The sequence below is a fragment of the Hufsiella ginkgonis genome (assembly GCF_009834915.1).
GTDB classification, from domain to species: domain Bacteria; phylum Bacteroidota; class Bacteroidia; order Sphingobacteriales; family Sphingobacteriaceae; genus Hufsiella; species Hufsiella ginkgonis.
Window position 1 is genome coordinate 728,923 of sequence record NZ_WVHS01000001.1, and the last position, 22,542, is coordinate 751,464.

Here is a 22,542-nt window from a genome sequence, read left to right on the forward strand (position 1 = left end):
TAAAGATCATTCATTTCGGCTTGCGGCATCTCCTTCCGCTGCCATCGCCCGCATATCCGCCAGGTACTCCTTGTACTCGCTTTGCACACATTTCAGGCTGCTGATCACTTCCTCTACGGCACTTTTTGCGGCAGGCTCGTCAACGTGTTTGAGCACCAGCTGGAGCTTATCGATATTTCCCTGCAGCTGGCCGTCTTCGAGGAAGCAATGCTTAATATAATCGAGCAAATAAAGATCCACGGTGAACCGCATGCCCGGCTTCTTAGCGGCACGCACCAGGTTAATGATCTCTTCGTCGTTTAAATGCTTGCGGTCTTTGCTTTCTTCTGACATGGCTTTTCACACACCTTTGGATCGGTGCTGTCTTCAATAACCTGCCGGAGGCCGATTTGTTCTGTTGCTGCCTGTGTTGATTGAAAAAAATGAAAAAAGCAAGACAAGGGGTCGCTACTTAATCGTCACATCCGCCATCACGGGAAAATGATCTGAGGGCATTTTTCCGTGATAGGTATCTGTTAAAATACCCCATTTGGTCGCTTTAATACCTGAGGTGCCAAAAATATGATCGATCACCGCATATCCTTCCAGTTCCTTGCCGAAGGCATTGAATGTGGCGTTATTGGCGTAGGGATATTCCACGTCTTTTACAGTATCATGAAGTATACCCGAATTTGCGAGGGTTTTGTACCATTCAGATTCGCGGTTACCGTTAAAATCGCCGGTAAGCACTACGGGAGCACTGCCTGCGATCGCGGCGATCTTCTGCAGCATCAGTTTGCCGCTCTCAACGCGGGCCACCATTCCCTGGTGATCGAAGTGTACGTTAAATACGTAAAATTTTTTTCCTCCTTTTAGCGGCTGCAGGTATACCCACGAGCAAATCCGGTTACAGCAGGTGGCATCCCAGCCCAAGCCGGGTTTATCGGGGGTTTCCGACAACCAGAAGTCGCCGCTTTTAAGCACCTTAAACTTATCCTTCCGGTAAAAAATGGCCGAGTGCTCTCCCTTATCACTGCCGTCATCACGCCCTTTACCATAACGCGCGTATTGGGGAAGCCATTTGGAAAGGTCCTCCACCTGGTTTTGCAGACCCTCCTGCGTTCCAACTACATCGAAATCATGGAACCGGATAAGGTTGGCCACCACCGGGCCACGATTTTCCCAGAAGTTGCCTACGTCGCCACGGTTATCCAGGCGAAGATTGTAGGTAGCAATGCGAACGGTCTTTTGCGCCATCGCAGGCGAAACAAGCAGCATGGCTGCGGTAAACAGGATCAAAAGGTGTTTCATAAACCGGTTAGTGTAAAATCTTTTTCCTGGACGTCTTTCGAGCTGCTTCCCACGAAGACCTTAAAAGCGCCGGGCTCGGCCACAAATTTAAGGTTCGCATCGTAAAATTTAAGGTCTTCTTCGGTGATCCGGAAAATTACCTCCCTGGTTTCGCCCACGGCGAGACTGATCTTCTCAAATCCTTTCAATTGTTTAACCGGGCGGGTACTGCTGCCAACCACGTCGCGAATGTACCGAGCCGGTGGTAGCCTCTCCTCCCGTGAGTAGGTTCAGCTGGCCGATCTTTTCGTCGACCGTCATTTTTGATAGAAGAGAGGAAATGAAGCTGCTCATTTCCCCGCTGCGGGCTTACTGCCCGTTTGCGCGATAGCGGTGGTAGCCAGCAAACTAAGGGCGGCGATAAAGATCTTATTTTTCATTGGAGTTGGGCACATGACGGTTTCATTGTTTTGGCAGGTAGGGACTTGTAAAGCCCAGTTTTTTTAACCCGTTCTTAACTTCCGGTGCGTTCATAAATAACTTCCAAAGCAAGCCGGAGCGGTAATTTTCGATCATCACAATTATAGGGCCCTGGTCTATGGCCAGGTGCGATTTGGCGTACCAGTTCTTTTCTTCACTGAATGCGTCTACAAAACCGTACTCGCTCCAGATCTTATCGCCCAGGTCGAAGTAAAAGTGTTTAAGCGCCTGCATGGAATATTCGGGGGTATACGGGAAGGAAGACAACGCCGCTGTGGGCGAAATTACCCCGAGATCCTCCGACGGGCTGTGGGCCGCATAGCCTACCCAGCTATCGCTGGCGGTAAGCCCCCAGCAGTTTTCGCCATAGCCCTTGAATTTCTTCGGATTCTCCAGGCAATAGGCCCGGTTAATAAGCGTATGATTTTTGGTTTGCTCCTGGTAATCGGCGTAGCTATCCTTCAAGCCATTGGGGTCGAGCGCCATAAAGGTGTACTGGCTAAAGAACAGCGGACCTCCATAATCAAAACCCAGCGGCAGCTTATAATTAAAATACGTTTTGCCGTTTTTAAAGAAATTGCTTTGCGCCCACCCGCGATGGTACACGTTCGCGTTCACTTCGTATTTCTGGTTGCTTCCGGAGGCGGCGAGGATATACGTGATCATGCATTCGTTAAATCCCCGGATGGGGAAATTCATGCTCCAGCCGTTGTTGGGGCTCCAGTGCCAATACAGTACTTCCTGCCCTTCGCGGGTGAACCAGTTCCATTCCACCTCGTTCCATAAGCCGTTAATGCGGCCGCGCAATTGGTTTTCCACCGGGTTATCCTGGCTGAAATACTGGCGTGCACAGAGCAATCCTTCAAACAGGTAAGAGGTTTCTACCAGGTCGGCGCCATCATCTTTGCGGCTGAAAGGGATCGTTCTCCCGGTTTCGCCGTTCATCCAATGGGGGAAAACGCCGTGGTATGAGTCGGCTTTGTCAAGGAACTTTACCATTTTTAACAGGAACCGGGCAGCGCTGTCGCGGGCGACCCACTTCCGCTCGGCAGCTACGATGACGGCCATAATGCCGAAACCCGTGCCGCCGGAGGTTACCGTTTCCCGGCCATATTCATAAGCGGAGTTGCTGCGCTCGCGGGCCATGCCGCTGGTAGGGTGAGCGAAGTTCCAGAAGTACCGGAAGGTTTGCTTTTGTACCAGGTCGAGCAGTTCGCTATCTGTCAAACCTTTGCGGATCTCCAGGTCCGCGGGAAGCGAATTGTTTGTTTGCGCGCTTACCGGAAAACCGGCGAGGAAAAGGAAGAAGCTGCATACCAGGAAAGGAAGGTGTTTCATAATGGGTTCGATTTACAAATTCGGGGGCGGTGCGTTACCGGCCAGTTTTGATCCCCCGCCTGCTATTCTCACTTAACGCCAGAATTCCGCTACAACACTTTCTTCATAACTTCCTGCACCAATCGTTCCATCACGGCGTAGCCGGCTTTATTGGGATGAACGCCGTCCCCGGAATATTCTTTCTTTAACCCCTTCTGGTCGTCGACCATTGCGGTATGGTAATCAACATAAGGGATCTTTTTGCTTTTCGCGTATGCTTTGATCCAGGTATTAAGGGCGATAATATCCCCGGCAGGTTGTAATGCCGGTTTCCAGCCGAACTTATTGGCGGGCAATACCGAGCACAATACTACCTTGATCTTGTTCGCTTTTGCGAGATCGGTCATACACATGATGTTGTTTTCGGTCATCTCCAGGGTAGAGGGACCGGTATTCCCGGCAATATCATTGGTGCCGCAAAGGATCACCACCGCTTTAGGTTTTAAGTCGATCACATCCGCACGGAAGCGCACCAGCATCTGCGGCGACGTCTGTCCGCTAATGCCACGGTCTACATAACCGTTCTGGCTAAAGAAATCGGGTGATGCAACGATCCAGCCATCGGTAATAGAATCGCCCATATACACGGCGTTGACAGGCCCAGGCGAGTTTCGTTTAAGCTTCTCGTTATCAGCGCGATAGCGTGCTAAGTTCGGCCAATCCTGGGCATTTGCAAATGAAGCGGCAAAAAACAGGGATAAGAACAGCGCTACTTTCAGGGTCTTCATAGAGGGTCGATTTATAAAGTTGGTCGCGCTAAAGGTAAGGAAAAGCGGGAATTCCCCTACCCTTTTAACAGCACCAGCACACTTAGACCGGGAAAGATCTTTTTTAAATTCCCCGGTACATACAGCTCCGGTTTCAGGCGTATAAACGACCGGCTTGGCACAATCGTGCCAAATAATTTAAACGTGTTCTTTTCAAAATAATCGCCGCGGCGTCGTACCAGGTAACCCAGGCCGAAAGAGAACTCGTCAAAATTAAACACGCGCTTGTCCTCGTTATTGTACCGGTTACCGATGCTGCCCTCTGCAAACACGTTTACGTTAGTCACACGGACACCAGCCTGGTTACGCTCCGAAAGGTACAGCGCAGAAATACCCGCATGCAAAAACGTATACTCGGGAATTAAGTCACGCAAATAATAATCCTGCCGCTGGGGAGCGAACTCCAGGTAAAGCCCCATTAAAGGAGCCGGCGTTTCTTTAACCAGGCTGGCCCCGATGGCTGGCTTAAGGCGAAAAGGCTGGTTTTTGGTGATTATCCTGGTATACAACTGGTCGCGTGAAACCGGCTTCTTTGTCTTGCCTTCCGGCGATATGGAATCTTTCACAGCTTCGAGGGCCTTGCGCACCAGGGAATCGAGCTTTATGTTCCTGAAGCTGTCCAGGTCGGTACCGATCAGGATCACTTTGCTGCCCAACTTCATATCGAGCTGCAGCGTATCAGGTCGGGCATTTTGCCCAAATGCCAGCAACGGCAGGAATAACCAAATGAATAATATAACGCGACAGATCATATTCAGAATTTGAATTTAGGTTTAACAGGTACGCTCCCGGCATAATAAGAAGAATCGGTGCGCACGCTTTTACGGGTACTAAGCGGCGTCTTCCCGCGGTTAAAGGAAATTTTCACGGCCTGTTCCGGTACCTCGGGCTGACCGCGTTTAAAGGTCACTTTTACAGGATCCGCAACGCGTTCCCCCGGTGCGGCAACCGGGTCGCTGCTGCCTGCCAAAGGGTCTTGCTCAACAGGCGTTGCTGTTAATATGCTTGCCGGGTCAGGTGCCCTGTTAGGGCGAAATGCCTCTTGCGGCTCCGGTTGCGTGGCCGCCGTTGGCGCCGCCGCCGGGTAATGGCCGGTGGTTACAGCCGGCGGCGCAGGTTTGGCAGGTAAATCACGCACCGGTTTGCCTGCCCGTATTGCTGCAACTTCTTCCACCGGCGGCGTTACCTTCCGATACTTTTTTGCCACCGGCGAAGGCGGCTGCACCCCGGGCATCAGCCAGTTAAGTACGACAAAGATCAACGCGGCGGTGGTGGATAAAACAGCCGCGGTTAACCAGTACCGACCCCGGCGACGCGTTTTTTGCCACACCCTTTCTTTATTAAATGCGGGTATAGCCAGCTGGTCGAAATCCAGCATGGCCGATTGCAGGTCACGGTCAAATCTTTCTCTTTCCATGTTGGCTTTTGTCGTGTCTTAATAGTTTCTCTTTCATCAGCTTCCGCGCTTTGTTTAGCTGCGAGCGGGAGGTGCCCTCGTGAATACCGAGGATTTCTGCAATTTCCGGGTGCGTATATCCCTCAATCGCGTAGAGATTGAGGATGGTGCGATAGCCGGGAGGAAGCTCGCGAAGCATCGTAAAAATATACTCCGCTTCGATCCGGCCCAGGGCATCATCGTGGTATGGGACTGCCTCATCATCTTCCAGACTGATAAGCGAGAAATTGGTGACCCGCCTTAGCCGCATCAGGCATTCATTCACGGCGATTCGCTTGATCCAGGCCCGGAGACCTGCCATGTTATGGTATTCGAAGGCGCCGATGGCCCTGAAGATACGAGTAAACGCCTGCGACACCATATCTTCGGCTTCCGCCTCGTCATTCATGTATCGAAGGCAAAGGCTATACAGCGGACCCGAAAAAAAATCAAAGAGCTTTCGCTGAGCCTGGTGGCGGCCCTTCTTGCAATCTTCGATTATTTCGAGCGTGATCATTTTACTTACCGATTACAAGCGCCGCCGAAAAATAATAGCTCCTGTTCGAGATCCGTCCCGGGCCTTTGGAAATATCGCTCAACCCGATGTCATAACCGGTAAAAGCTTCAAACGACCCCATGTCGGCGCTTATGCCAAACCTGGTACCATAATCGAACCGTGTAAAATGACGGTCTGCCAATGGCACATTGCCTGTTGCCCGTTGTGTAGACCAGAGTTTCATGGCGCCATAAGGGATCACGTTAAATCGAATGGGCTGGAACGCGCCGCCAAACCAGGTATGGTAAGCGATACGCGGGGCCAGCACCACCGGTAGCTCCAGGTAATGCAGGCTATTGACGGTACCGGCCGTAACGCCTCCTTTTTTATTGAAAAAAATACCCGGCTCTATGGCCAAATGCTTGTTCCACCGACCGAAATAACCCCCGAAATAATATCCTGCAGCGGAGCCGGTTTCGCCAGCGGAGCCCTTCAGCGAGTTGGTGCTGATCCCGAATTTAAATGCCGGCTTCCATGCGCTTACCGATGCGTTAAAAAACAACCGGTCTACCGGCGCAGCTTTCTTAGCGATTATTGCCTGATATTGCGCTTCCGTAAGGCTATCTGATTTTACAGCGAGTGATTTACCGCTCCCATCGGCGATGCCCTCCCCTACGAACGAACGGAGCTGGCTAAGTTTCATGGCGCCAACTTTCTGCCTGATCAAACCTTCCTCCGGGGAGATGATGATGAACGTAGGATACCCCTTTACGTCGTATTTGATACGCAGCTTTTTACCGGGTTCCGTGTCGCCGTCGATCTTTAACGCCAGGTATGCGGGCTCAAACAGCGCATCGAGCGAGGGTTCGGGGAAGATATAGTCTTCCATGTACTTGCACGGCCCGCACCAGCTTGCCGTAAAATAGAGAAAAAGTTTGCGGTTTTCTTTTTTCGCAGTCGCGAGGGCTTCCCGGTAGGTGCCGTTAAAAAAATGAACGGCCAACAAGCCGGCGAGCTCAATAACAGAAGAAAGGTGATAAGGTAAGGTTTCATAACAAAAGGTTTTTTTTCTGTTAATGCCTTATCAGGCGCCGGCGTTGCCCGGCGCCGCAATTATTATTTATGGACGGGCGACACGGTTACCGGCGAGTACACTCCCGGCAACAGGTTCTGGCTGATCATCCAGTCGACCTGTTCCTTCGGCTTGGTCACTTTCCCTGAAAGATACTGTTCTACCAGGTATGAGGCCATCGGCGCTGCGTAACTCGCCCCGTAGCCCGCGTTTTCTACAACTACCGCAATAACGATCTTCGGATTTTGCCGGGGCGCGAAACCTGCGAATATCGAGTGGCTCTTGCCTTTGGTATTTTCCACGGTGCCCGTTTTGCCGCATAAAATAACCCCAGGAATGCGGATCCCTGCCGCCGTACCCGTTTCTACCGCGTCCTGCATGCCGTCTATCACGGTCTCGAAGTGGGCGGCATCGATGGGAACGAGGTGTTTCTCGATCCGTTGCGCATGGCCAGGTTTTTGATCACCGGTCATCCGCACCAGGTGCGGGGTAAAATAATATCCCCGGTTGGCAATGATCGACTGCATATTCGCCAGCTGCAGCGGTGTTACTTCCATTTCGCCCTGCCCAATGGCAAGCGAAATGATGTCGTTCGGCCCCCAGTTGTCCCGCCCGTTCACATGGTCGTAAAAAGCGCTTTCGGGCAGGAGGCCCCCCTTTTCGTTGGGAAGATCGAGGCCGAGTTTATTGCCCAGCCCAAAAAGCGAAAGCTGTGCGCGCCAATCGTCGTACGAAGCGCGGGTTCCGGCGTCATTGGCCGTCATCTGTTTTTGGAAAACGTTACAAAAGTAGGTATTGCACGATTGCGCGATACCTTTCCGCAGGCGGGTGTAGCCGTCGAAATGTTCGCAATTCACTTTGTGTGCCCCGGCCATAAAGTATTGCGGGCAAAAGAACACGTCGTCAGGCGTGATCAGCCCTTGCTGCAGCGCCACCAGCGCCATCACCGGTTTTAACGACGATCCGGGCGCATTTCTGCTTTGCACGGGGCGATTCAGCATCGGGTGAAGGGGATCTTTGCGCAGCTTCTGCAGGTTATCGCGCGTTTCGGGCCCCGACAACAGGTTCGGATCATACGCCGGGAAACTCAGGTACGCCAGCACCTCGCCCGTGGCCGGATCGAGGGCAACTACGCTGCCAACTTTGTTTTTCATGAGCGTTTCGGCGAGTTTTTGCAGGTCGAGGTCGATGCCGGTCACCAATCGCCGCCCGGGCGTGGCCAGGGTATCGTGCGCGCATTCTTCCCACGAACCGCGGCTGCGGCCAAATGAATCGACCTGGTAATAGCGCACTCCACGTTTTCCGCGCAGCAGGCTGTCATACGCCAGCTCGAGGCCCGAACGTCCGGCAGCTTCGCCGGGACGGGAGTACCCCCGCGCACCTTTCAGTGCCTGCGGGCTGATCATGTTGGCAAAACCAAGCACGTGCGCGGCAACAGAATCCGGGTAACGCCGCACCGCGCGTACGCGTTCTACAAAACCCGGGAAGTCCGCCAATTGCCCGATGATGGTCATCATCTGTTTTTCAGGGATAGACTTCAGGAAGGCCGAAGCCGAATGATAAGAATACGCCGCCGCTTTGCGGAGCCGCTTACGTAACTGTCGCCGCGTAATGCCAAGCAAGCGGCAAAACCTGGCAGTATCCATGGAGCGGACCCTTGCGGGGATCACCATCAGGTCGTACCGGGTTTCGTTGATGGCGAGCAGTTTGCCGTTGCGGTCGGTAATAAGGCCGCGCTCGGGATACAATACCTCCTGGCGGATGAGGTACTGGTTATTGGCAGCATGCTTAAAAAACCGGAAATAACAGCACATACCCAACAGTGCGGCGAAAGCTGCAATTACAACAGGCAACAACATTCGCCGGGGTGAGAACCGCTCATTCATTGATCAAGTATAACGAATATTGGCGGCCACGACGAAAAAAAGGCCGTACAACCGGACCCCGGGAGTACTTCACTGTTCTTAACCCAATGCCTTCAGTCCGGTTTCTGCAACCCGGCGATCTTCTCTTTGGCGGCAGCATTTGCCGGATCGAGCTCCAGCGAGCGCCGGTAGTTTAGCAGCGCGTTCGCCTTATCGCCTTTGCGGTACCAGGCTTCGGCCAGGCTATCGAACACGTTCCCCGACTTCGGGAACAGCGTGGTATTGTAGCTAAAGACCAGGATGGCGTCATCAAAACGTTTTTTGTTAAGCAGCACATAGCCGATAGTATTGAGGGTCGATTCGCTTTCGAAATTATACTCGTTGGGGTGGCTGGTTTTTAATTCCCGGTAGGCAGCCAGGATCTCTGCGCCGGGTGCGGTGTCGATCTTGTCCTGCAGCGCCGTCAACACCACCTTTTTCGGTTGCTGGTATGGCTTTCCGTCCAGTATATTCAGTATGGCATTGCTTATGTCGTACAGGTTGTTCTGTTTATTGTTGGTCATCAGTATCATGGTCCTGCCCGAGCGGGCATCGGCGGTAAGCAAGGCCTGGTAGTTCAGGCTGGTACCATCGTGCGTATGGGTAGCCAACTTATCTCCGTCCATTTCCCCGCCGCCCAGTCCGCATTGCTTACGGGGAGCAAATGGCGTAAGGATCTCGCGGGTGGAGGCAGGATTGATCAGTGTGAAATTTTCCAGCGCACGTTCCCATTTATAAAAATCACCGGGCGTAACGGCGGTCCAGCCCGAAATCGGGGAGGTAAGCGGCGATTGCACGAACGCATCGGTATACGATTTCGCCATCAGCGGGGTGTTGTCGTCCGGGTCGACAATGGAAGCGTTCATCTTTAAAGGCTTCAGCATTTTTTGGGTGACGAAGCTCCTGAACGTCATGCCGCTGATCTTTTCAACGATCAGGCGCTGCAGCAGCGTATTGCTGTTGTTATAAGCATATTGAGTACCTGGTTCGAAATCCAGGCGGGGAATACTTTTAAGCGAATCAAGAGCCTCGCGGTCGTTACTGATGGTTTTCCACTTCAGGTCCGGTAAACCGCTGGTGTACTGTAGCAGGTTCTTCACGCGGATAGTTTGGGCCCATGCGGGAAGATCGGGCAGGTATTTTGAAACGGGATCGTTAACCGATAGCTTCCCCTGCTCTTTCAGCATCATGACGGCGGTGGCGTTAAACTCCTTGGCGATGGAGCCGATATGAAACCGGTATTGATCAGTTAACGGCGTTTTACGCGACGCATCGGCATAACCGATCGCCTTGCGGTACACTTCTTTGCCGTGATTTATCACCAGGATACTGCCATTAAAAAGACCAAGGCGGTGGGTGCGGGCAATTAAGGAATCGATGGCGGTGTGCGTATCTTGTGCCTGCGCGAGGGTGGTGCACAGCAAAAGCGCCGAAATAATCATGCGCTTATTGGAACTGAACTGTTTATTGAGCATAGGCAATATAAGTACAAGAATACGCAATTATGAGCACTAACGGTTACCCGGATGGTATGATATAATAATATCTAAACATCCGGTCACTGGACCTTTCCTATTTATGCAGACACAATTCATCATTTTAAATCAACAAAGATTTCCCTGCTTTCAATTAATATTCAATACTTTTATGGAGCAACTCCACTGCTTTGGAAAAGTATAAAAAGCGATTCTCTCTAATACTTGCCGACGACCATCCGCTGTACCTGGAAGGCCTCGTATCTGTGCTGCATGGCGAATTTATGATCACCGGTATCGCGGCAGATGATAAAGAACTCTTTACTCTATTAAAAAGCAGTCAACCTGATGTCACTCTCATCGGCTTAAAAACGCCCGGATCTAACGGCATTAACGCGGTGCGCGAGATCAGCTTGCTTTACCCGGAAATAAAAATAATCCTTTTTTCTTTAGCTTATGACAAAGCGCTGGAAGAAGAGCTGAAACTGGCCGGGATAAAAGGCTACCTGCTGCGTGACGTTAATGTAAATACGCTCGCCGACAAAATAAACCGCGTAGCGGCAGGAGAAATGGTTTTTGACTATGATGCTTGCCAGGACCAGGAGATGCCGCGCTACCGGACCTCCGCCTGACCACGCATAAGCGTTTCGCGCCTTCCTGCTTCCCCGTTTGTCATCCTTTCCTAATCTTTTTAAATACCGGAACGATTGTTCCAAATTGATCTATCTTTGCGGAACGATTATTCCAGAATAAAATATAGTCGTACCATAAACATGAGCAAGTTAGCAAACAAAGTAGCCGTAGTTACCGGTGCATCAAAAGGTATTGGTGCATCCATAGCAAAAGGGCTGGCCGCCGAAGGAGCCGCCGTAGTGGTCAATTATGCATCGGCCAAAGAAGGCGCCGATAAAGTAGTGGCAGAAATAGTAGCCAATGGCGGCAAAGCCGTCGCCGTACAAGGCGACGTATCGAAGCAAACCGACGTAGACCGCATTTTTGCAGAAACACAACAGGCATTCGGTGGGGTGGATATCCTGGTGAATAACGCAGGCATTTACAAGTTCGGCGCGATAGAAGAGGTCACCGCCGAAGAATTTAACCGCCAGTTCAATACCAACGTACTCGGCTTATTGCTGGTTACACAGGGCGCGGTAAAAAGCTTCGCCGATAAAGGGGGGAGTATTATCAACATCAGTTCGACGGTAACGCGCATCACCCCGCCGGGAAGCTCCATTTACACGGCCACCAAGGGTGCGGTAGATTCGATCACGCAGGTGCTTTCCAAAGAGCTGGGGCACCGCAACATCCGGGTGAACGCCATTAATCCTGGTATAGTGGAAACAGAAGGCACCCACACGGCCGGATTTATCGGCAGCGAGTTTCATTCCAACGCCGTGAGCCAGACACCGCTCGGGCGTACCGGCCAACCCAACGACATTGCGCCCATCGCGGTATTTTTAGCTTCCGATGACTCGCGGTGGTTAACCGGCGAAACCATGCTGGCAAGCGGTGGTGTAAGATAACGACACCCGGATTAGACCCGCACGGGACCGCATCCGCTTATACGCCTGCATTTACCTTAAAAATGAATAGCTTTGCCCCATAACGGGTAAAGCTTTTCTGCTATGGCAAGAACCAAGGATTTTGATGAGCGCGAAGTATTGAGTAAAGCCGTCTGTCTTTTCTGGCACAAGGGATATAATGGTACGTCGATGCAGGAACTGGTGGACCACCTGGCCATCAGCCGCTCGAGCTTGTATGATACCTACGGCGATAAACACACGCTGTACCTGAAGGCGCTGGAATTTTACCAGGCCTCTTCGGTTGGGCAGATGTGCGATACCGTAACGAATGCCGCATCGGCGAAAGCCGCCATCCAACAGCTCCTGCGGCTGGTTACCCGCGATTTACTGAACGACGAGCAAAACAAAGGCTGCTTTATGGTGAACGCAGAGGTAGAAGTAGCGGCACACGACCCGGAGGTAAAAGACATCATCCGCAAAAATGAGCAGCAGATCGAGGATTCCTTTCACAAAGCGATACAATTAGGGCAGGAAAACGGCGAGATCGCCAACAAACAAGATGCCCGGGCGCTGGCCCGTTTCTTCCTCAACACGGTAAAAGGGATCCGGGTATCGGCAAAATCCACTACCGACAAAGGCCTTTTCAAAGATATTATCGAGACGGCGATGTCGGTGCTGGGGTAATAGCCGCTAACTTATTTCGCCGGTCAGCTCCACGTGCTCCGCCATATTTCCGTTCGTTACTTGAAACCGAATATGAACGGAAAAACGAATGTTACGATCACCGTCCACACAACATAAACGGGCAGGTAGAAAGTAATGATTTTGCCTACTACGTTTATGCCCGCCTTCCCCGACGTTACCGCGAAAAGCTTTACCGTTACTAAAACCAGGTTTACCAGGATCAGCACATTCCCGCCCAGCACCGCAGCCCGGTTAGGTGTAATGCCGCCTTCGGAGATCCGGAATAAAATGGCCGACAACGCCACGCCATTCACCACGATGGTAACAAACGCCAGCAGCAAAAGCACCCAGGCCTCCATCCTGCTTTTGGTCGCTTTCGTACTTTCGGCTACGGAAAAGAAAATAATAGCCATTACACCGATTAACAACGCATTAAACACGATTAAAAATTGCCGGTCGTTGTATGGGTCCTTGTTTGCATAAACTATAGCGATAAGGTAAACCACCAGCATCACCAACACCAGCGGGCTGAAGATTTTCGCAATCACCGGTGAAACTTTGCCCACCAGCTGCGGATTGGCCCGGGTAAGGTACGTACCCACGATAGGGGCGGCGGCAAGGCCGAAAACACCCACGTTTTCAAAATAGAATTTTTCGATATGGAAGCCGATCAATTCAAAAAGCCCGATAGTTACGCCGGTCATAATGCCGCCCGCCAGCAGGATAAGCGCGGTGATTACGACCAGGTCGCCGTTATATTTAAGATAGGCGAGTCGTTTTTCCTCGTTATTTCCCGCCTCTCCAACGAAAGCAAAACCGAGTACCGACCAAAGTAACAGCAGTAAATGCATACAGGATAAGATCAGCGTATCACTGGTCTTCACGTCGGGAAGCGAATTGATAAACAGCACCGCGATAAGCGTTACGGCAGCGATCGCGGTAACTTTGCCCGCAGGTAATTTATTCTTCCAGGCGAAATAAGCCGACAACACCGGGAAAACTACAAAACCAACATTCCGGGGGTAGAAAAAATCTTCTTCAAGGTGAAGAAATGCCGGAAGCTTTGCAACCAGGCCGGCAAAAAGCGATGCAGCAATTATCATTACCAGCTCCCGGCCTGTGCCCCAGTTAATGCCATCGCCTTCGTAATTCAGCCTTTCGTACCAATACGCGGCAACCTGCCGATCAGTCAGCTCCGGGTAGATTTCATTGAATGCCTGTTTAAAGCCGGCACTATTGGAGCGGTACATTTTCTCGAGGCGTGTCGCATCGTCTATGCCGGCGCGTATTTCTTCTTTCATCATTAAATTATTAACATCACTATTGAAATAAAAAAAGTACTTTGTTATGCAAAGTTAATATGCAAAACTGCATTCGCAACTTTTTATTAAAAAAATTAAGATGATGGGTGGGTACGCGCCTCTTCCGTACATGAAGGCTTACGTGTGGTGCGGCCGCGTATCTTTCCGAACAGGTCTTCCGGAATGACATACGCCCTTGCGGGATCACGACAAGCTGAAGATCCTTTTTTTGATCGCGTATAAGATCAGACCCGAGCGGCTTTTAATGTGCAGCTTTTGCAGCAGGGAATCGCGGTAATTGTCGACAGTACGCGGGCTCACGCACATTTTATCGGCAATCTCTTTATAGGTCAGGTCAGAACAGCAGTATCTTAAAAACTCAATCTCTTTGGGTGATATTTTAGGGTCTGTATCGTCAGAAAGCACACTGCGCAAAAGCTTGCCCGACACCAGCTCGTTAATGTAAATACCTTTCTCTACCACTGTTTTGATGGCTTCCAGCAGTTCGCGCGGCCGCATTTTTTTGAGGATATACCCGATAGCGCCGCATCTAACCATTTTAATGATCGCATCTTCATCTTCATACATACTCAAGGCGAGCGTATAAACGGACGGATGGTGTTCGCGAAGCCAGCCGGTGGTTTCATATCCGTCCATCCGGGGCATATTAATATCCATTAACACCAGGTGGGGCGCTGGCATACGACCCAGTAATTCTATCAGCTGCACCCCGTGTTCGGCTTCCATAACGATCTCGAGGTCGTCAAATTCACTCAGCAGCGCTGCTATTCCGCGTCTGAAAAGGGTATGATCGTCAACGATCGCCACCCGGATCTTTTCTTTCATAGTTATGGGTAGGGTATTACAAAGTTTATCGCAGTTCCGCCCTCCGGCACCGCGGAGATACCGGTTTGGCCGTTAAGCGCAGCTACTCTCTTTTGAATATTGAACAGTCCCATGCCTTTTTGCGTGCCGGTAAGTGCCGGGGGATCAAACCCCAGTCCGTCGTCGGAGATCTTTACCTGCAGGTGGTTATCCTGGTAGTCTATCCCAATATCGATGGTGGTGGCACAAGCATGTTTAATGATGTTGGCCAGGATCTCCTGGATTACACGGTAAATGATCAGGTCTTTCCCGTTTGAGCCGGGAGAGGGTAAGTCGGCGCAACGATAGTTCACCTCGTACTTACCCGATTTTATGATCCGTTCCGCCGCTTTGCGCACGGCTTCATCCAGGCCCATGGCGAGCAATTGCTCGCCATGGATCAGTTTCCCCAGCGACCGAAGCTCGGCCAGCGATTCGTTGGTGAGGTCGATCGCCGAATCGATCTTATCCCGGGCGAGTTTCCAGTCGCCGGCCTCGATAGAGCCCAACATCAATGCAGTGAGGCTTAGCAGCTGGCCGATGTTATCGTGGAGATCCGTTCCCACCGTACGCAGGGTTTGCTCTTTCACTTCCAGTTGCGATTGCAGCAGGATCTCTCCAAAATTGGCCACTTCAATGGCGTGCAAGCGTTTCTTGCTATGGTAGAAAAGCGCGGTGACGATTATGATCGCTATCAGCAGTATAAAAAACACGCTGATCAGTATCACTATGAGATGAATTTCCAGCGGCCTTTCACTACGCATAACGATCCGATACATAAGCACATATACAACCAAATATTTAGCGGGGCCATTACCATCCCGAACAACTTCCTGGCGGCCTGCGGCCCGATCGTTAACAAGTATGGGTAAAGACCTAGCATCACCACGCCTCCGGAGAATATCATGAACGCAACCGCCACCCAAAAATCCGGGTGGGCGTACACCTTACCCGCACCGGGCGGATCCAGTTTAAACAGCAGGTAAGAGAAGATCGCCAGTAACAGGATGTTCTCCACTGTGATATTGAATGCTGGTATAGACCTAAAACCGTTGAGGAAGGATACCGTAAGACTGAACACGAAATAAAGCGGAATAGAATACTGTATTAACGTTTTAAAACGGCCATCAGGCCCTGCTTTAAGAAAATAGACACAAAGCAACGCGTACTCAAACGGATTATAGAGATGGTATGCCCACCCGAACGACCGGGCTTTACTGGTCGCTACATATAACTCGGTTAACAGCGTGAGCGATAGCAGTATCGCCAGGTACAGCGATGGCCGGTACCCTTTTTTATAGGACCAGCAGGCAAGTACCAGGGATAAAACAATCAACCCGAGATAAACAAAGGCGTAGATTTTCATGAGTAATAATAATTACGCATGAATATACTAAAAAATGGAACGGGGAGCCGATTATATTAGACAATCGGCCCCGGGGGATTATGGTTTATCAGAATCAGGTACAGGATTGGCTGGCTGGCTCATTCTGGCACGTCTCAACAGCACGTACTGTTTTTTTGGATTTTTTAATACCTTCTTACCGTTCCCATCTGGCGGAAAACCGTACTCTACGATAAGAGAACCGTCATCTTCGCCGTCTTTTGGCTTGCCCTCAACGAAATTCAGGTCAAAACCATGACCATCCACCCCTACTAACACAAGTGAAGCGTGCATATCGGCGGCGGCCTCACCTTCCGTCCATTTATCGCCGTTAGGACGTTTGCATAAGTACATCCGTAGTCCTTCGCAACGTGGCTGGCTTAAGATTCGAAGCACAATCGACCGATCGAACGTGATACCATACAGCAACCCTGTTGCATCAGCAATGAATCTTTTTTGATCCGCCCTGAGAGAGGCCGTCTTATCGTCCACCAGGGCAAGCGAATCTGCCCGGGCATCCCTCATAAATTCGACCGCAAGGTCTGCTGTAATGGGCGTACCAAACCGGTTTCTCTTGGACTCCTTAGGGTTACCAGAACGATCCATCTCGGCCCGGTCAATAACAAGGGGACGATTTCTAAAATTAAGGTAGGTCTCAAATTCCGGCAGCGTGATTTCGCCTTCCTCAATCGTGCTTTTTCCGTCATTCGTTGCGGGAGGTTGCAGACGGCGTCCCGTTACGGTCCATGTTTTGGTGTTTTTTTTACTCATGAGATTTAGTTTTAGATTGAATACTGAATGATGACAATACAAATTACAGGGCTAGCCGGCGCACTTTTACAGGGTGATTAAACGGTAACAAAGGCCGTTTATCAACCGTATTCCTCCACTTAAAACGAACGAGATTTGATGCCTACTACCGGTTGCCGACCGCACTAAATAAATCTAATAACAAATCGTTAAACTATGCTTTTTTTTAATCAAAATCAACAATTGATTTCGCAGGAAACCCTTGTTACGGAAATTACCGGCTTGCCGGACGAGCCCGCATTATCGCAGGCGGAACTGGAGTGGCACCTTGAAAACTTCTACCGGGATACACTAAAAAAAGAAGCTGCCCAGCTATCGTTCAAGGTAACGTTTGCGGCGCCGGCCATCCGTTCTTTCCCCGCTATCGGGCGGTCTATCCTGGAAAAGGTCCGTAAGCTTATTTGCGCGGTAATTATCACAACAGCGACAAAAGAACAGATCATCGGCGCGATCATCGATGCCCTGGGCAGGGTGATCACCGGGGGCGTTATCGATGCCGGCATGGTGAGGAAGATACTGGCATACCTGCTAAATACCGGCCTCGGGGCCTTTTGCTCGTTTCCGCCCACCACCCGTTAAACAGGGTATATTGCTATGCAGGGCCCAGCTCCGCCGGGCTTTGCAGGGTTTGCTAAGAAATAAGTTCGCCGCGAAGGCCCGGCCCGGAAAGATTTTCAGCATATTTTACGCGCTGATTCGTCTGCGTGCATACTATGTACCCTATCCTGCTCCCCCTCCATTCCCTGCTGCGCTGGCTGGTGCTTGCGGCGCTGCTGATCGCTATCTGTCGCGCATTTTACGGCTGGCTAAACACACGGCCTTTCTCCCGGCACGACGACCTGCTGCGTCATTGGACGGCCACCATCTGCCATATCCAGTTCATGGTGGGATTAACGCTTTACTTCGTCAGTCCCCTTGCACGATATTTTATCTCCCATACCGGCGAAGCCATCCATATGCGCGAGATCCGCTTCTTCGGCATGGAACATATTACGATGATGTTTATCGGTATCGCGATCATTTCCACCGGATCGGCGAAGGCCAAACGAAAGCAGACAGACCGCGAGAAGTTTAAAACCATGGCAGTGTGGTATGCGGTGGGGCTGCTAATTATCCTGTCTTCTATCCCGTGGGCGTTTTCGCCGTTAATAAGCAGGCCGTATTGGAGGGGATTTTAGGAGGAGGAGCTTTTCCCGAATAGCTTTCCGCCACGCGTAGCAATCCATCCGAATACTGGGAAATATCATCGTAAATTCCGAACTTGGTGAATTTCTTATTCTCGTCAGGTAACGCTATGTACTTCCTTTTTCCCCGCAACTCAATCCTCCCACCTGCACAACTTTTTTCCACTTTTTTTTGCATTGCTCAGGGTGATCTTCGCTACCTTATAAGTACAGTTGCCAAGTCCGCGGCAGTTCCGTTTGTAGTGATACCGCGTGGCATTGCGGCTTTCGCAAACATATACCGCAGTGGTATCCACAACCGCACAATTGGTGTGGATGAAAACGATCATAAGAAGTAACAGCGTTTTCATTGTGATACGATTTAGTCTCTGGTTATGGACCAAATGTATAGCAGCACGAAATCGATTCTTTATGGGAAACCGTAGAAGTACGCATTCTTAAATAATACCCATATCCTTACAGTAGGCGATCAATTGTTCATTATTTGAGAAACCCAATACCGTTTTGATGTTGTTAAGGTGTTTTTCGACGCTGCTTAGGCTTTGGGGATAGATCTTGTTTTCCTGTAAATAGCAGGGGATTTCTTTTTGTGTTTTTCCCTGCGAAAGCAGGCGGATGATAAGAATCTCGAATTCGTTGAACGCATAAGCATTCTTCTGTTTGATCGCCTGGCGTATGTCAGACGGAAAGTACCGGCTCCCCTTATAGATACTTTCTATGGCATCTTTGAGTTTCTGGCTATCTCCGCGCGATTTGCGTACATACCCATTAATACCAAGTACCGCGAACAGGCGTTCTATCACCGCGGGTTTATCCTCGGCCGAAAACACCAATACTTTTAAATCGGGTTGCGCCTGTCTCGCCGCTGCAATGAGTTCCATACCGTCCGAAAGCTCCTGTACACAGTGGTCTTCTTCAAAAGAAAGATCGGTGATCAGGAGCTCATAAGGCCGGCCGGTCCGGATGCCTATCTTGATCTTCTTTAAGGCCTCGTCACAATAGTATGCAGAGCCTGGCTCCCTGATGCCGAGGTCTTCAAATGCTTTCCTTAGCGAGATATTGACAAATTCCTGGTCTTCGGCGATTAGTACACTTTTAAACATAGTTCTGTATCTTAACGATTGGAAATGAGATCCGGATTTTGAGTCCTTCTTTATTGGAATCAAAATTAATCTCACCCCCGATCGCTTTTATACGGTTTCCCGTATTTGAAAGACCATTTCCATACTTAATGTCTGCCGGTATACCCACGCCGTCGTCTGCATAATCGATGTGAACGGTATCGTTTTCCTGCCTGAACCTGATCACTACATTACCCGCGCGACTGTGTTTTTTCATATTGACCATCAGTTCCAGGAGCACCTGTTCGACCTCGTGCTTCACAACCGGGCTTACTGCACTCCAAAAATCTTCGCTATTCCCGGCAACCGCTATTTTCGTGCGTTCACCGGCAAAAGAAGTGATCAGGCGTGCTATGATCTCATGAAAATCGATATCCTGTACTTCCGGCTTTTCGTCGTAAGATATATTACGGGTCTGTTCGTAAAGCACTTCCATTTTGTCCAGCCACGCTTCCTTACCTATATTTCCATATTCAACTTCGGCCATTACCCGGTATACGCCGTTAGCGAGCACGTCATGTACCTTCTTATAAATCCTGAGCCTGTCTTCCTGTACCGCGTTCTTTTTCTCCAGCTCCATGTGTTGTTTCCGCTTACGGTACCAGGATACGAAGCCGATACAGATCCCCATAAGGATTAAAAGTATGGTGATGACCTGGTACCTTCTCTCCGTGTTCTCCTTTTGCAATTTCAGATTCTCGGTCTTATGCTTTTCCGACTCATAGCGCACCAGTGCAAACTGGTTCTTCGCCGCGCTGCGTGCTGTTTGTAAGCTGTCGTTCAATTGCTGGTGTTTGGCGAAATAGTTTTTTGCCTGGTTACCGGGAGCCAGGCTTACCAGCTTTTGCAACGCTTCGAGCCGGTCGTCGGGGTTGCCTGCCAGCTTCGTAGTCCGGTACATTTGCCGCGCATAAAATAAGGCGGAATCCGGCCGGGAACGCACGTAGTAGTCAGACAAATGTGAATAACTTGCGTTTTGCCCCAAAAGATCATCCTGAAGGATACGCAGCCGCAGCGCTTTTTGAAACTCAGGCGCGGCGTTGTAATTTGAATCCTGTAACCACCTCGTATAAGCGTAATTGGTAAGAACACGCGCAAAGATGGTTGTATCCGGCTGCTCCTTCAGGATATTCTCATAAACGGTTAACGCCTCCCTGAGCTTACCTTGCTCCATGTAAGCAACACCTATGTTGGTTTTAACCGTTTGTGTACCGACTGTATCCTTGTCGTACTTCAACGACTGATCGTAGAATTCAAGCGCCTTAGAATAATTTTTCAGGTGATAGGAGGCAAGGCCGAGCTCGTTAAAATTTATTATGACGTATGGAAGGTCGGTCTCCCGGGCTGGGTCGAGATAATCAAGGGATTGTAAAGAAAGTTCCTGTCCACCGAAATTATCACCTTTATCAATGGAAAGATAAGCCATATTTACCAGGCATTTTCCAACGCCAAGGCTGTCTTTCGCCTGTAAAAACAGGTCTTTCGCCTGGTCATAGTATAAGAAGGCGCTATCGGTCTCTCCGGCATTCTTATATTGGATTGCCCTGGTATAAAATACATTTTCGCTGGCATTTTTTTGTCCAACCTTATTATTGGAACACGATGCCGCGAGAACTGCGGCAAATACTAGGATGACAAAGCTTTTCACTATCCAATTTTACTTAAAAAAAGTAAATAAATTGGATAGTTGCCGGTTAATAAAAAAAGCCGCCCGGTGATCGGGCGGCCTTGAGTACCACAGTTATTCCTATTCGCCCGGAGGGATCGGAATATGGCCGGTATCTCCCCCGGTATAGCAGGGATACAAACAGGCGCAATTTTCCACGTCTTTAGGACATGACGAGTTGGGCGGATTAAGCTCTTCGTCGCAATCACACTGGATTGCCGGACGTGCATGCGATACGGATACAGTTGAAGATGGCGATGCCAACGCCAATAAAACGGCTACTATTAAGTCAAACATTTTTCTAAAATTTAAAGAGTGATTAAAATCACAGCGGCCCCCGGGAGCGACCCGGACCGACACTGCAAACCGCGTAAGAAGCGCTTCTTACATTTTTTGGGAAGTGGTTTGAGCATCGATTGCGGAAGCTTTTACCTGCTTCCCAAACCGGGTATCGGCCGCCGCTTTCTCTGCTCTTTTTTGAGATCAGCTTTTTCGTAAAACCTTGCATTGAACAAGGTCATCGCTGACATCGGGAACAAAGATATATCGACATAAACTGCTTATTTGCAGATAGTTACGATAATTCCAATCATTCCGAAGAATTCCGGCAGAATTCCGAAAACGCGTTACGGGATTCCGGAATTTCCGTTAGCTTTACTTTTAGATCTTTGAAAAATGTTCGAGGATTATAGATCAGCAGTACTGAAAAAGTACCACGACAAGAAAAAAATCGCGAATCCACTTTCGCCTTATCTTACACATCCTACTCCTTCCAAATTGCAAAAGGCATGTCTGGTATTATTTAAAAGAAGGGTTATAAAGAAGGATGAAAATACATTGAGATCTTTTTTTACGGAGGGCATTGATGAGATGGTATATGAAGAGACTATCAGGAGATTTGACCCGGATCTATTCAGGCCGTTAGTGAACTTTCTGAAGGGTAAAACAAAAGTATCGGACGACAAAAACATTGAACTTCTTGCGTGGCTGATCGACTTTGAACCAAGACCATACCAGTATGGCGAAAATTACCTCACACCTGAAGCTCCTGGCGTACCCGGCACTGACCGGGAAGAGACGCAAACGCCAAACCCTGAAATACCGGAATTTCCGGAATTACCTGAACCCAGCGACGGTCCCCGCAAATTTCCGGAAGAAAAAGAAGAGACCCAACAGTTGGAGATCGTAGACACCGGTGTTACCGCTGAAAAGCACACCGGGGATAAAAAAGGGTGGATGTTTAAGCGCAGAAATATCGCTATTTCGCTTTTGTTACTATTGCTGGGAGGCTGTGGGGGGTACCAGCTCTGGAGTGACCGGCATTCCGCTTCGAAATATGCGCTTACCGGGCGGGAGCAATGTATGTATTGGGCAGAAGACCATTATCAGCCCGTTTTATGCAACGAAACGATTGAGGGAGTATCGATTATCCCGTTAGAAAAAAACAAAGTGGATCGTTTCAGGAGGATCACCGACCTCCGTACCCTTACAGCTGCATCTGTTGGAAAAGTTTGGTATCTAAAAAAAGACAATAAGGTGGATTTCTTTACCGACACCGGTTTTCACCCGGTATTTACCGGCAGGAGGTTGCGCCCCGCCAGTCGTTATATTCTCGACACGTATGCGTTTCATGTCAAAAGCCCGTGGTTTCAATTCCTGGGCATTGATGTGTACCTATAGTTACCGTCTTCGCCAGGCTGTTTGTTACCGTGCAGGTTTTTAGCCGGGAT

Annotated in this window: 26 protein-coding genes; 6 read left to right on the forward strand and 20 right to left on the reverse strand. The window is 50.0% G+C overall.

The window, feature by feature from the left end; genetic code table 11:
* Positions 1 to 6 precede the first annotated feature (6 nt).
* The 12 genes from GS398_RS03050 to GS398_RS03105 form a co-directional block, all read right to left on the reverse strand.
* Positions 7 to 333 (reverse strand): hypothetical protein, encoded by a 327-nt coding sequence (locus GS398_RS03050; protein WP_160905246.1) that lies wholly within the window; start codon positions 331 to 333, stop codon positions 7 to 9.
* Between the two features lie 114 nt (positions 334 to 447).
* Positions 448 to 1,290: an endonuclease/exonuclease/phosphatase family protein gene (locus GS398_RS03055; RefSeq protein ID WP_160905247.1), complete on the reverse strand. Its 843-nt coding sequence runs from the start codon at positions 1,288 to 1,290 to the stop codon at positions 448 to 450.
* Complete coding sequence (locus GS398_RS03060; protein WP_202405939.1) at positions 1,287 to 1,478, reverse strand: fibronectin type III-like domain-contianing protein; 192 nt, start codon at positions 1,476 to 1,478, stop codon at positions 1,287 to 1,289. The genes GS398_RS03055 and GS398_RS03060 overlap by 4 nt, the downstream gene beginning before the upstream one ends.
* A gap of 4 nt (positions 1,479 to 1,482) precedes the next feature.
* Positions 1,483 to 1,623, reverse strand: a complete 141-nt coding sequence (locus GS398_RS03065) for a hypothetical protein (protein ID WP_160905248.1) — start codon at positions 1,621 to 1,623, stop codon at positions 1,483 to 1,485.
* A 108-nt stretch (positions 1,624 to 1,731) separates the two neighbouring features.
* Entirely contained in the window at positions 1,732 to 3,087 is a 1,356-nt protein-coding gene (locus tag GS398_RS03070) for a glucoamylase family protein (protein WP_160905249.1), read from the reverse strand.
* Between the two features lie 89 nt (positions 3,088 to 3,176).
* Positions 3,177 to 3,854 (reverse strand): SGNH/GDSL hydrolase family protein, encoded by a 678-nt coding sequence (locus GS398_RS03075; RefSeq protein ID WP_160905250.1) that lies wholly within the window; start codon positions 3,852 to 3,854, stop codon positions 3,177 to 3,179.
* Positions 3,855 to 3,910: 56 nt separating this feature from the next.
* The gene (locus tag GS398_RS03080) at positions 3,911 to 4,645 is read right to left on the reverse strand and encodes a hypothetical protein (protein WP_160905251.1); all 735 of its coding nucleotides are present in this window, start codon (positions 4,643 to 4,645) and stop codon (positions 3,911 to 3,913) included.
* A 2-nt stretch (positions 4,646 to 4,647) separates the two neighbouring features.
* Positions 4,648 to 5,310 carry a hypothetical protein gene (locus GS398_RS03085; protein WP_160905252.1) on the reverse strand — a complete coding sequence of 221 codons (663 nt, stop codon included), beginning with the start codon at positions 5,308 to 5,310 and terminating at the stop codon, positions 4,648 to 4,650.
* Complete coding sequence (locus GS398_RS03090; protein WP_160905253.1) at positions 5,291 to 5,845, reverse strand: RNA polymerase sigma factor; 555 nt, start codon at positions 5,843 to 5,845, stop codon at positions 5,291 to 5,293. Before GS398_RS03090 ends, GS398_RS03085 begins: the two co-directional genes overlap by 20 nt.
* Before the next feature lies 1 nt (position 5,846).
* Positions 5,847 to 6,827 carry a thioredoxin family protein gene (locus tag GS398_RS03095; RefSeq protein WP_160905254.1) on the reverse strand — a complete coding sequence of 327 codons (981 nt, stop codon included), beginning with the start codon at positions 6,825 to 6,827 and terminating at the stop codon, positions 5,847 to 5,849.
* 113 nt (positions 6,828 to 6,940) lie between these two features.
* Positions 6,941 to 8,782: a penicillin-binding transpeptidase domain-containing protein gene (locus GS398_RS03100; RefSeq protein WP_160905255.1), complete on the reverse strand. Its 1,842-nt coding sequence runs from the start codon at positions 8,780 to 8,782 to the stop codon at positions 6,941 to 6,943.
* A gap of 92 nt (positions 8,783 to 8,874) precedes the next feature.
* Entirely contained in the window at positions 8,875 to 10,275 is a 1,401-nt protein-coding gene (locus GS398_RS03105; protein ID WP_237488072.1) for a serine hydrolase domain-containing protein, read from the reverse strand.
* Positions 10,276 to 10,466: 191 nt separating this feature from the next.
* Between GS398_RS03105 and GS398_RS03110 the strand changes: the two genes are divergently transcribed.
* The 3 genes from GS398_RS03110 to GS398_RS03120 all read left to right on the forward strand — a co-directional run bounded on the left by GS398_RS03110 (position 10,467) and on the right by GS398_RS03120 (position 12,482).
* Positions 10,467 to 10,907 carry a response regulator gene (locus GS398_RS03110; protein ID WP_160905256.1) on the forward strand — a complete coding sequence of 147 codons (441 nt, stop codon included), beginning with the start codon at positions 10,467 to 10,469 and terminating at the stop codon, positions 10,905 to 10,907.
* A 141-nt stretch (positions 10,908 to 11,048) separates the two neighbouring features.
* Complete coding sequence (locus GS398_RS03115) at positions 11,049 to 11,798, forward strand: SDR family NAD(P)-dependent oxidoreductase (RefSeq protein WP_160905257.1); 750 nt, start codon at positions 11,049 to 11,051, stop codon at positions 11,796 to 11,798.
* Positions 11,799 to 11,900: 102 nt separating this feature from the next.
* Positions 11,901 to 12,482: a TetR/AcrR family transcriptional regulator gene (locus GS398_RS03120; protein ID WP_160905258.1), complete on the forward strand. Its 582-nt coding sequence runs from the start codon at positions 11,901 to 11,903 to the stop codon at positions 12,480 to 12,482.
* Positions 12,483 to 12,538: 56 nt separating this feature from the next.
* Here GS398_RS03120 and GS398_RS03125 read toward each other — a convergent pair whose 3' ends face one another.
* The 5 genes from GS398_RS03125 to GS398_RS03145 form a co-directional block, all read right to left on the reverse strand.
* Positions 12,539 to 13,786 carry a hypothetical protein gene (locus tag GS398_RS03125; RefSeq protein WP_202405940.1) on the reverse strand — a complete coding sequence of 416 codons (1,248 nt, stop codon included), beginning with the start codon at positions 13,784 to 13,786 and terminating at the stop codon, positions 12,539 to 12,541.
* Between the two features lie 201 nt (positions 13,787 to 13,987).
* Positions 13,988 to 14,629, reverse strand: a complete 642-nt coding sequence (locus tag GS398_RS03130) for a response regulator transcription factor (RefSeq protein WP_160905259.1) — start codon at positions 14,627 to 14,629, stop codon at positions 13,988 to 13,990.
* A gap of 2 nt (positions 14,630 to 14,631) precedes the next feature.
* Positions 14,632 to 15,411, reverse strand: coding sequence for a sensor histidine kinase (locus GS398_RS03135; RefSeq protein WP_160905260.1), 780 nt, complete (start codon positions 15,409 to 15,411; stop codon positions 14,632 to 14,634).
* Positions 15,375 to 16,013, reverse strand: a complete 639-nt coding sequence (locus GS398_RS03140; protein WP_160905261.1) for a hypothetical protein — start codon at positions 16,011 to 16,013, stop codon at positions 15,375 to 15,377. Before GS398_RS03140 ends, GS398_RS03135 begins: the two co-directional genes overlap by 37 nt.
* Positions 16,014 to 16,091: 78 nt before the next feature.
* Complete coding sequence (locus GS398_RS03145) at positions 16,092 to 16,802, reverse strand: hypothetical protein (protein ID WP_160905262.1); 711 nt, start codon at positions 16,800 to 16,802, stop codon at positions 16,092 to 16,094.
* Positions 16,803 to 16,997: 195 nt separating this feature from the next.
* On the opposite strand from GS398_RS03145, the gene GS398_RS03150 reads away from it, so the two are divergent.
* A complete protein-coding gene (locus GS398_RS03150) occupies positions 16,998 to 17,420 on the forward strand; it encodes a hypothetical protein (protein ID WP_160905263.1) in 423 nt (140 codons plus the stop codon).
* A gap of 134 nt (positions 17,421 to 17,554) precedes the next feature.
* On the forward strand, positions 17,555 to 18,019 hold the full coding sequence (locus GS398_RS03155) for a hypothetical protein (protein ID WP_160905264.1): 465 nt from the start codon (positions 17,555 to 17,557) through the stop codon (positions 18,017 to 18,019).
* 140 nt (positions 18,020 to 18,159) lie between these two features.
* On the opposite strand, the gene GS398_RS03160 is transcribed toward GS398_RS03155, so the two are convergent.
* The 3 genes from GS398_RS03160 to GS398_RS03170 all read right to left on the reverse strand — a co-directional run bounded on the left by GS398_RS03160 (position 18,160) and on the right by GS398_RS03170 (position 20,794).
* Positions 18,160 to 18,375 carry a hypothetical protein gene (locus GS398_RS03160; RefSeq protein ID WP_160905265.1) on the reverse strand — a complete coding sequence of 72 codons (216 nt, stop codon included), beginning with the start codon at positions 18,373 to 18,375 and terminating at the stop codon, positions 18,160 to 18,162.
* An 87-nt stretch (positions 18,376 to 18,462) separates the two neighbouring features.
* Positions 18,463 to 19,128: a response regulator transcription factor gene (locus GS398_RS03165; protein WP_160905266.1), complete on the reverse strand. Its 666-nt coding sequence runs from the start codon at positions 19,126 to 19,128 to the stop codon at positions 18,463 to 18,465.
* Positions 19,121 to 20,794 (reverse strand): tetratricopeptide repeat-containing sensor histidine kinase, encoded by a 1,674-nt coding sequence (locus GS398_RS03170; protein WP_160905267.1) that lies wholly within the window; start codon positions 20,792 to 20,794, stop codon positions 19,121 to 19,123. Before GS398_RS03170 ends, GS398_RS03165 begins: the two co-directional genes overlap by 8 nt.
* Before the next feature lie 942 nt (positions 20,795 to 21,736).
* On the opposite strand from GS398_RS03170, the gene GS398_RS03175 reads away from it, so the two are divergent.
* Entirely contained in the window at positions 21,737 to 22,492 is a 756-nt protein-coding gene (locus GS398_RS03175; protein ID WP_160905268.1) for a hypothetical protein, read from the forward strand.
* Positions 22,493 to 22,542: the final 50 nt, after the last annotated feature.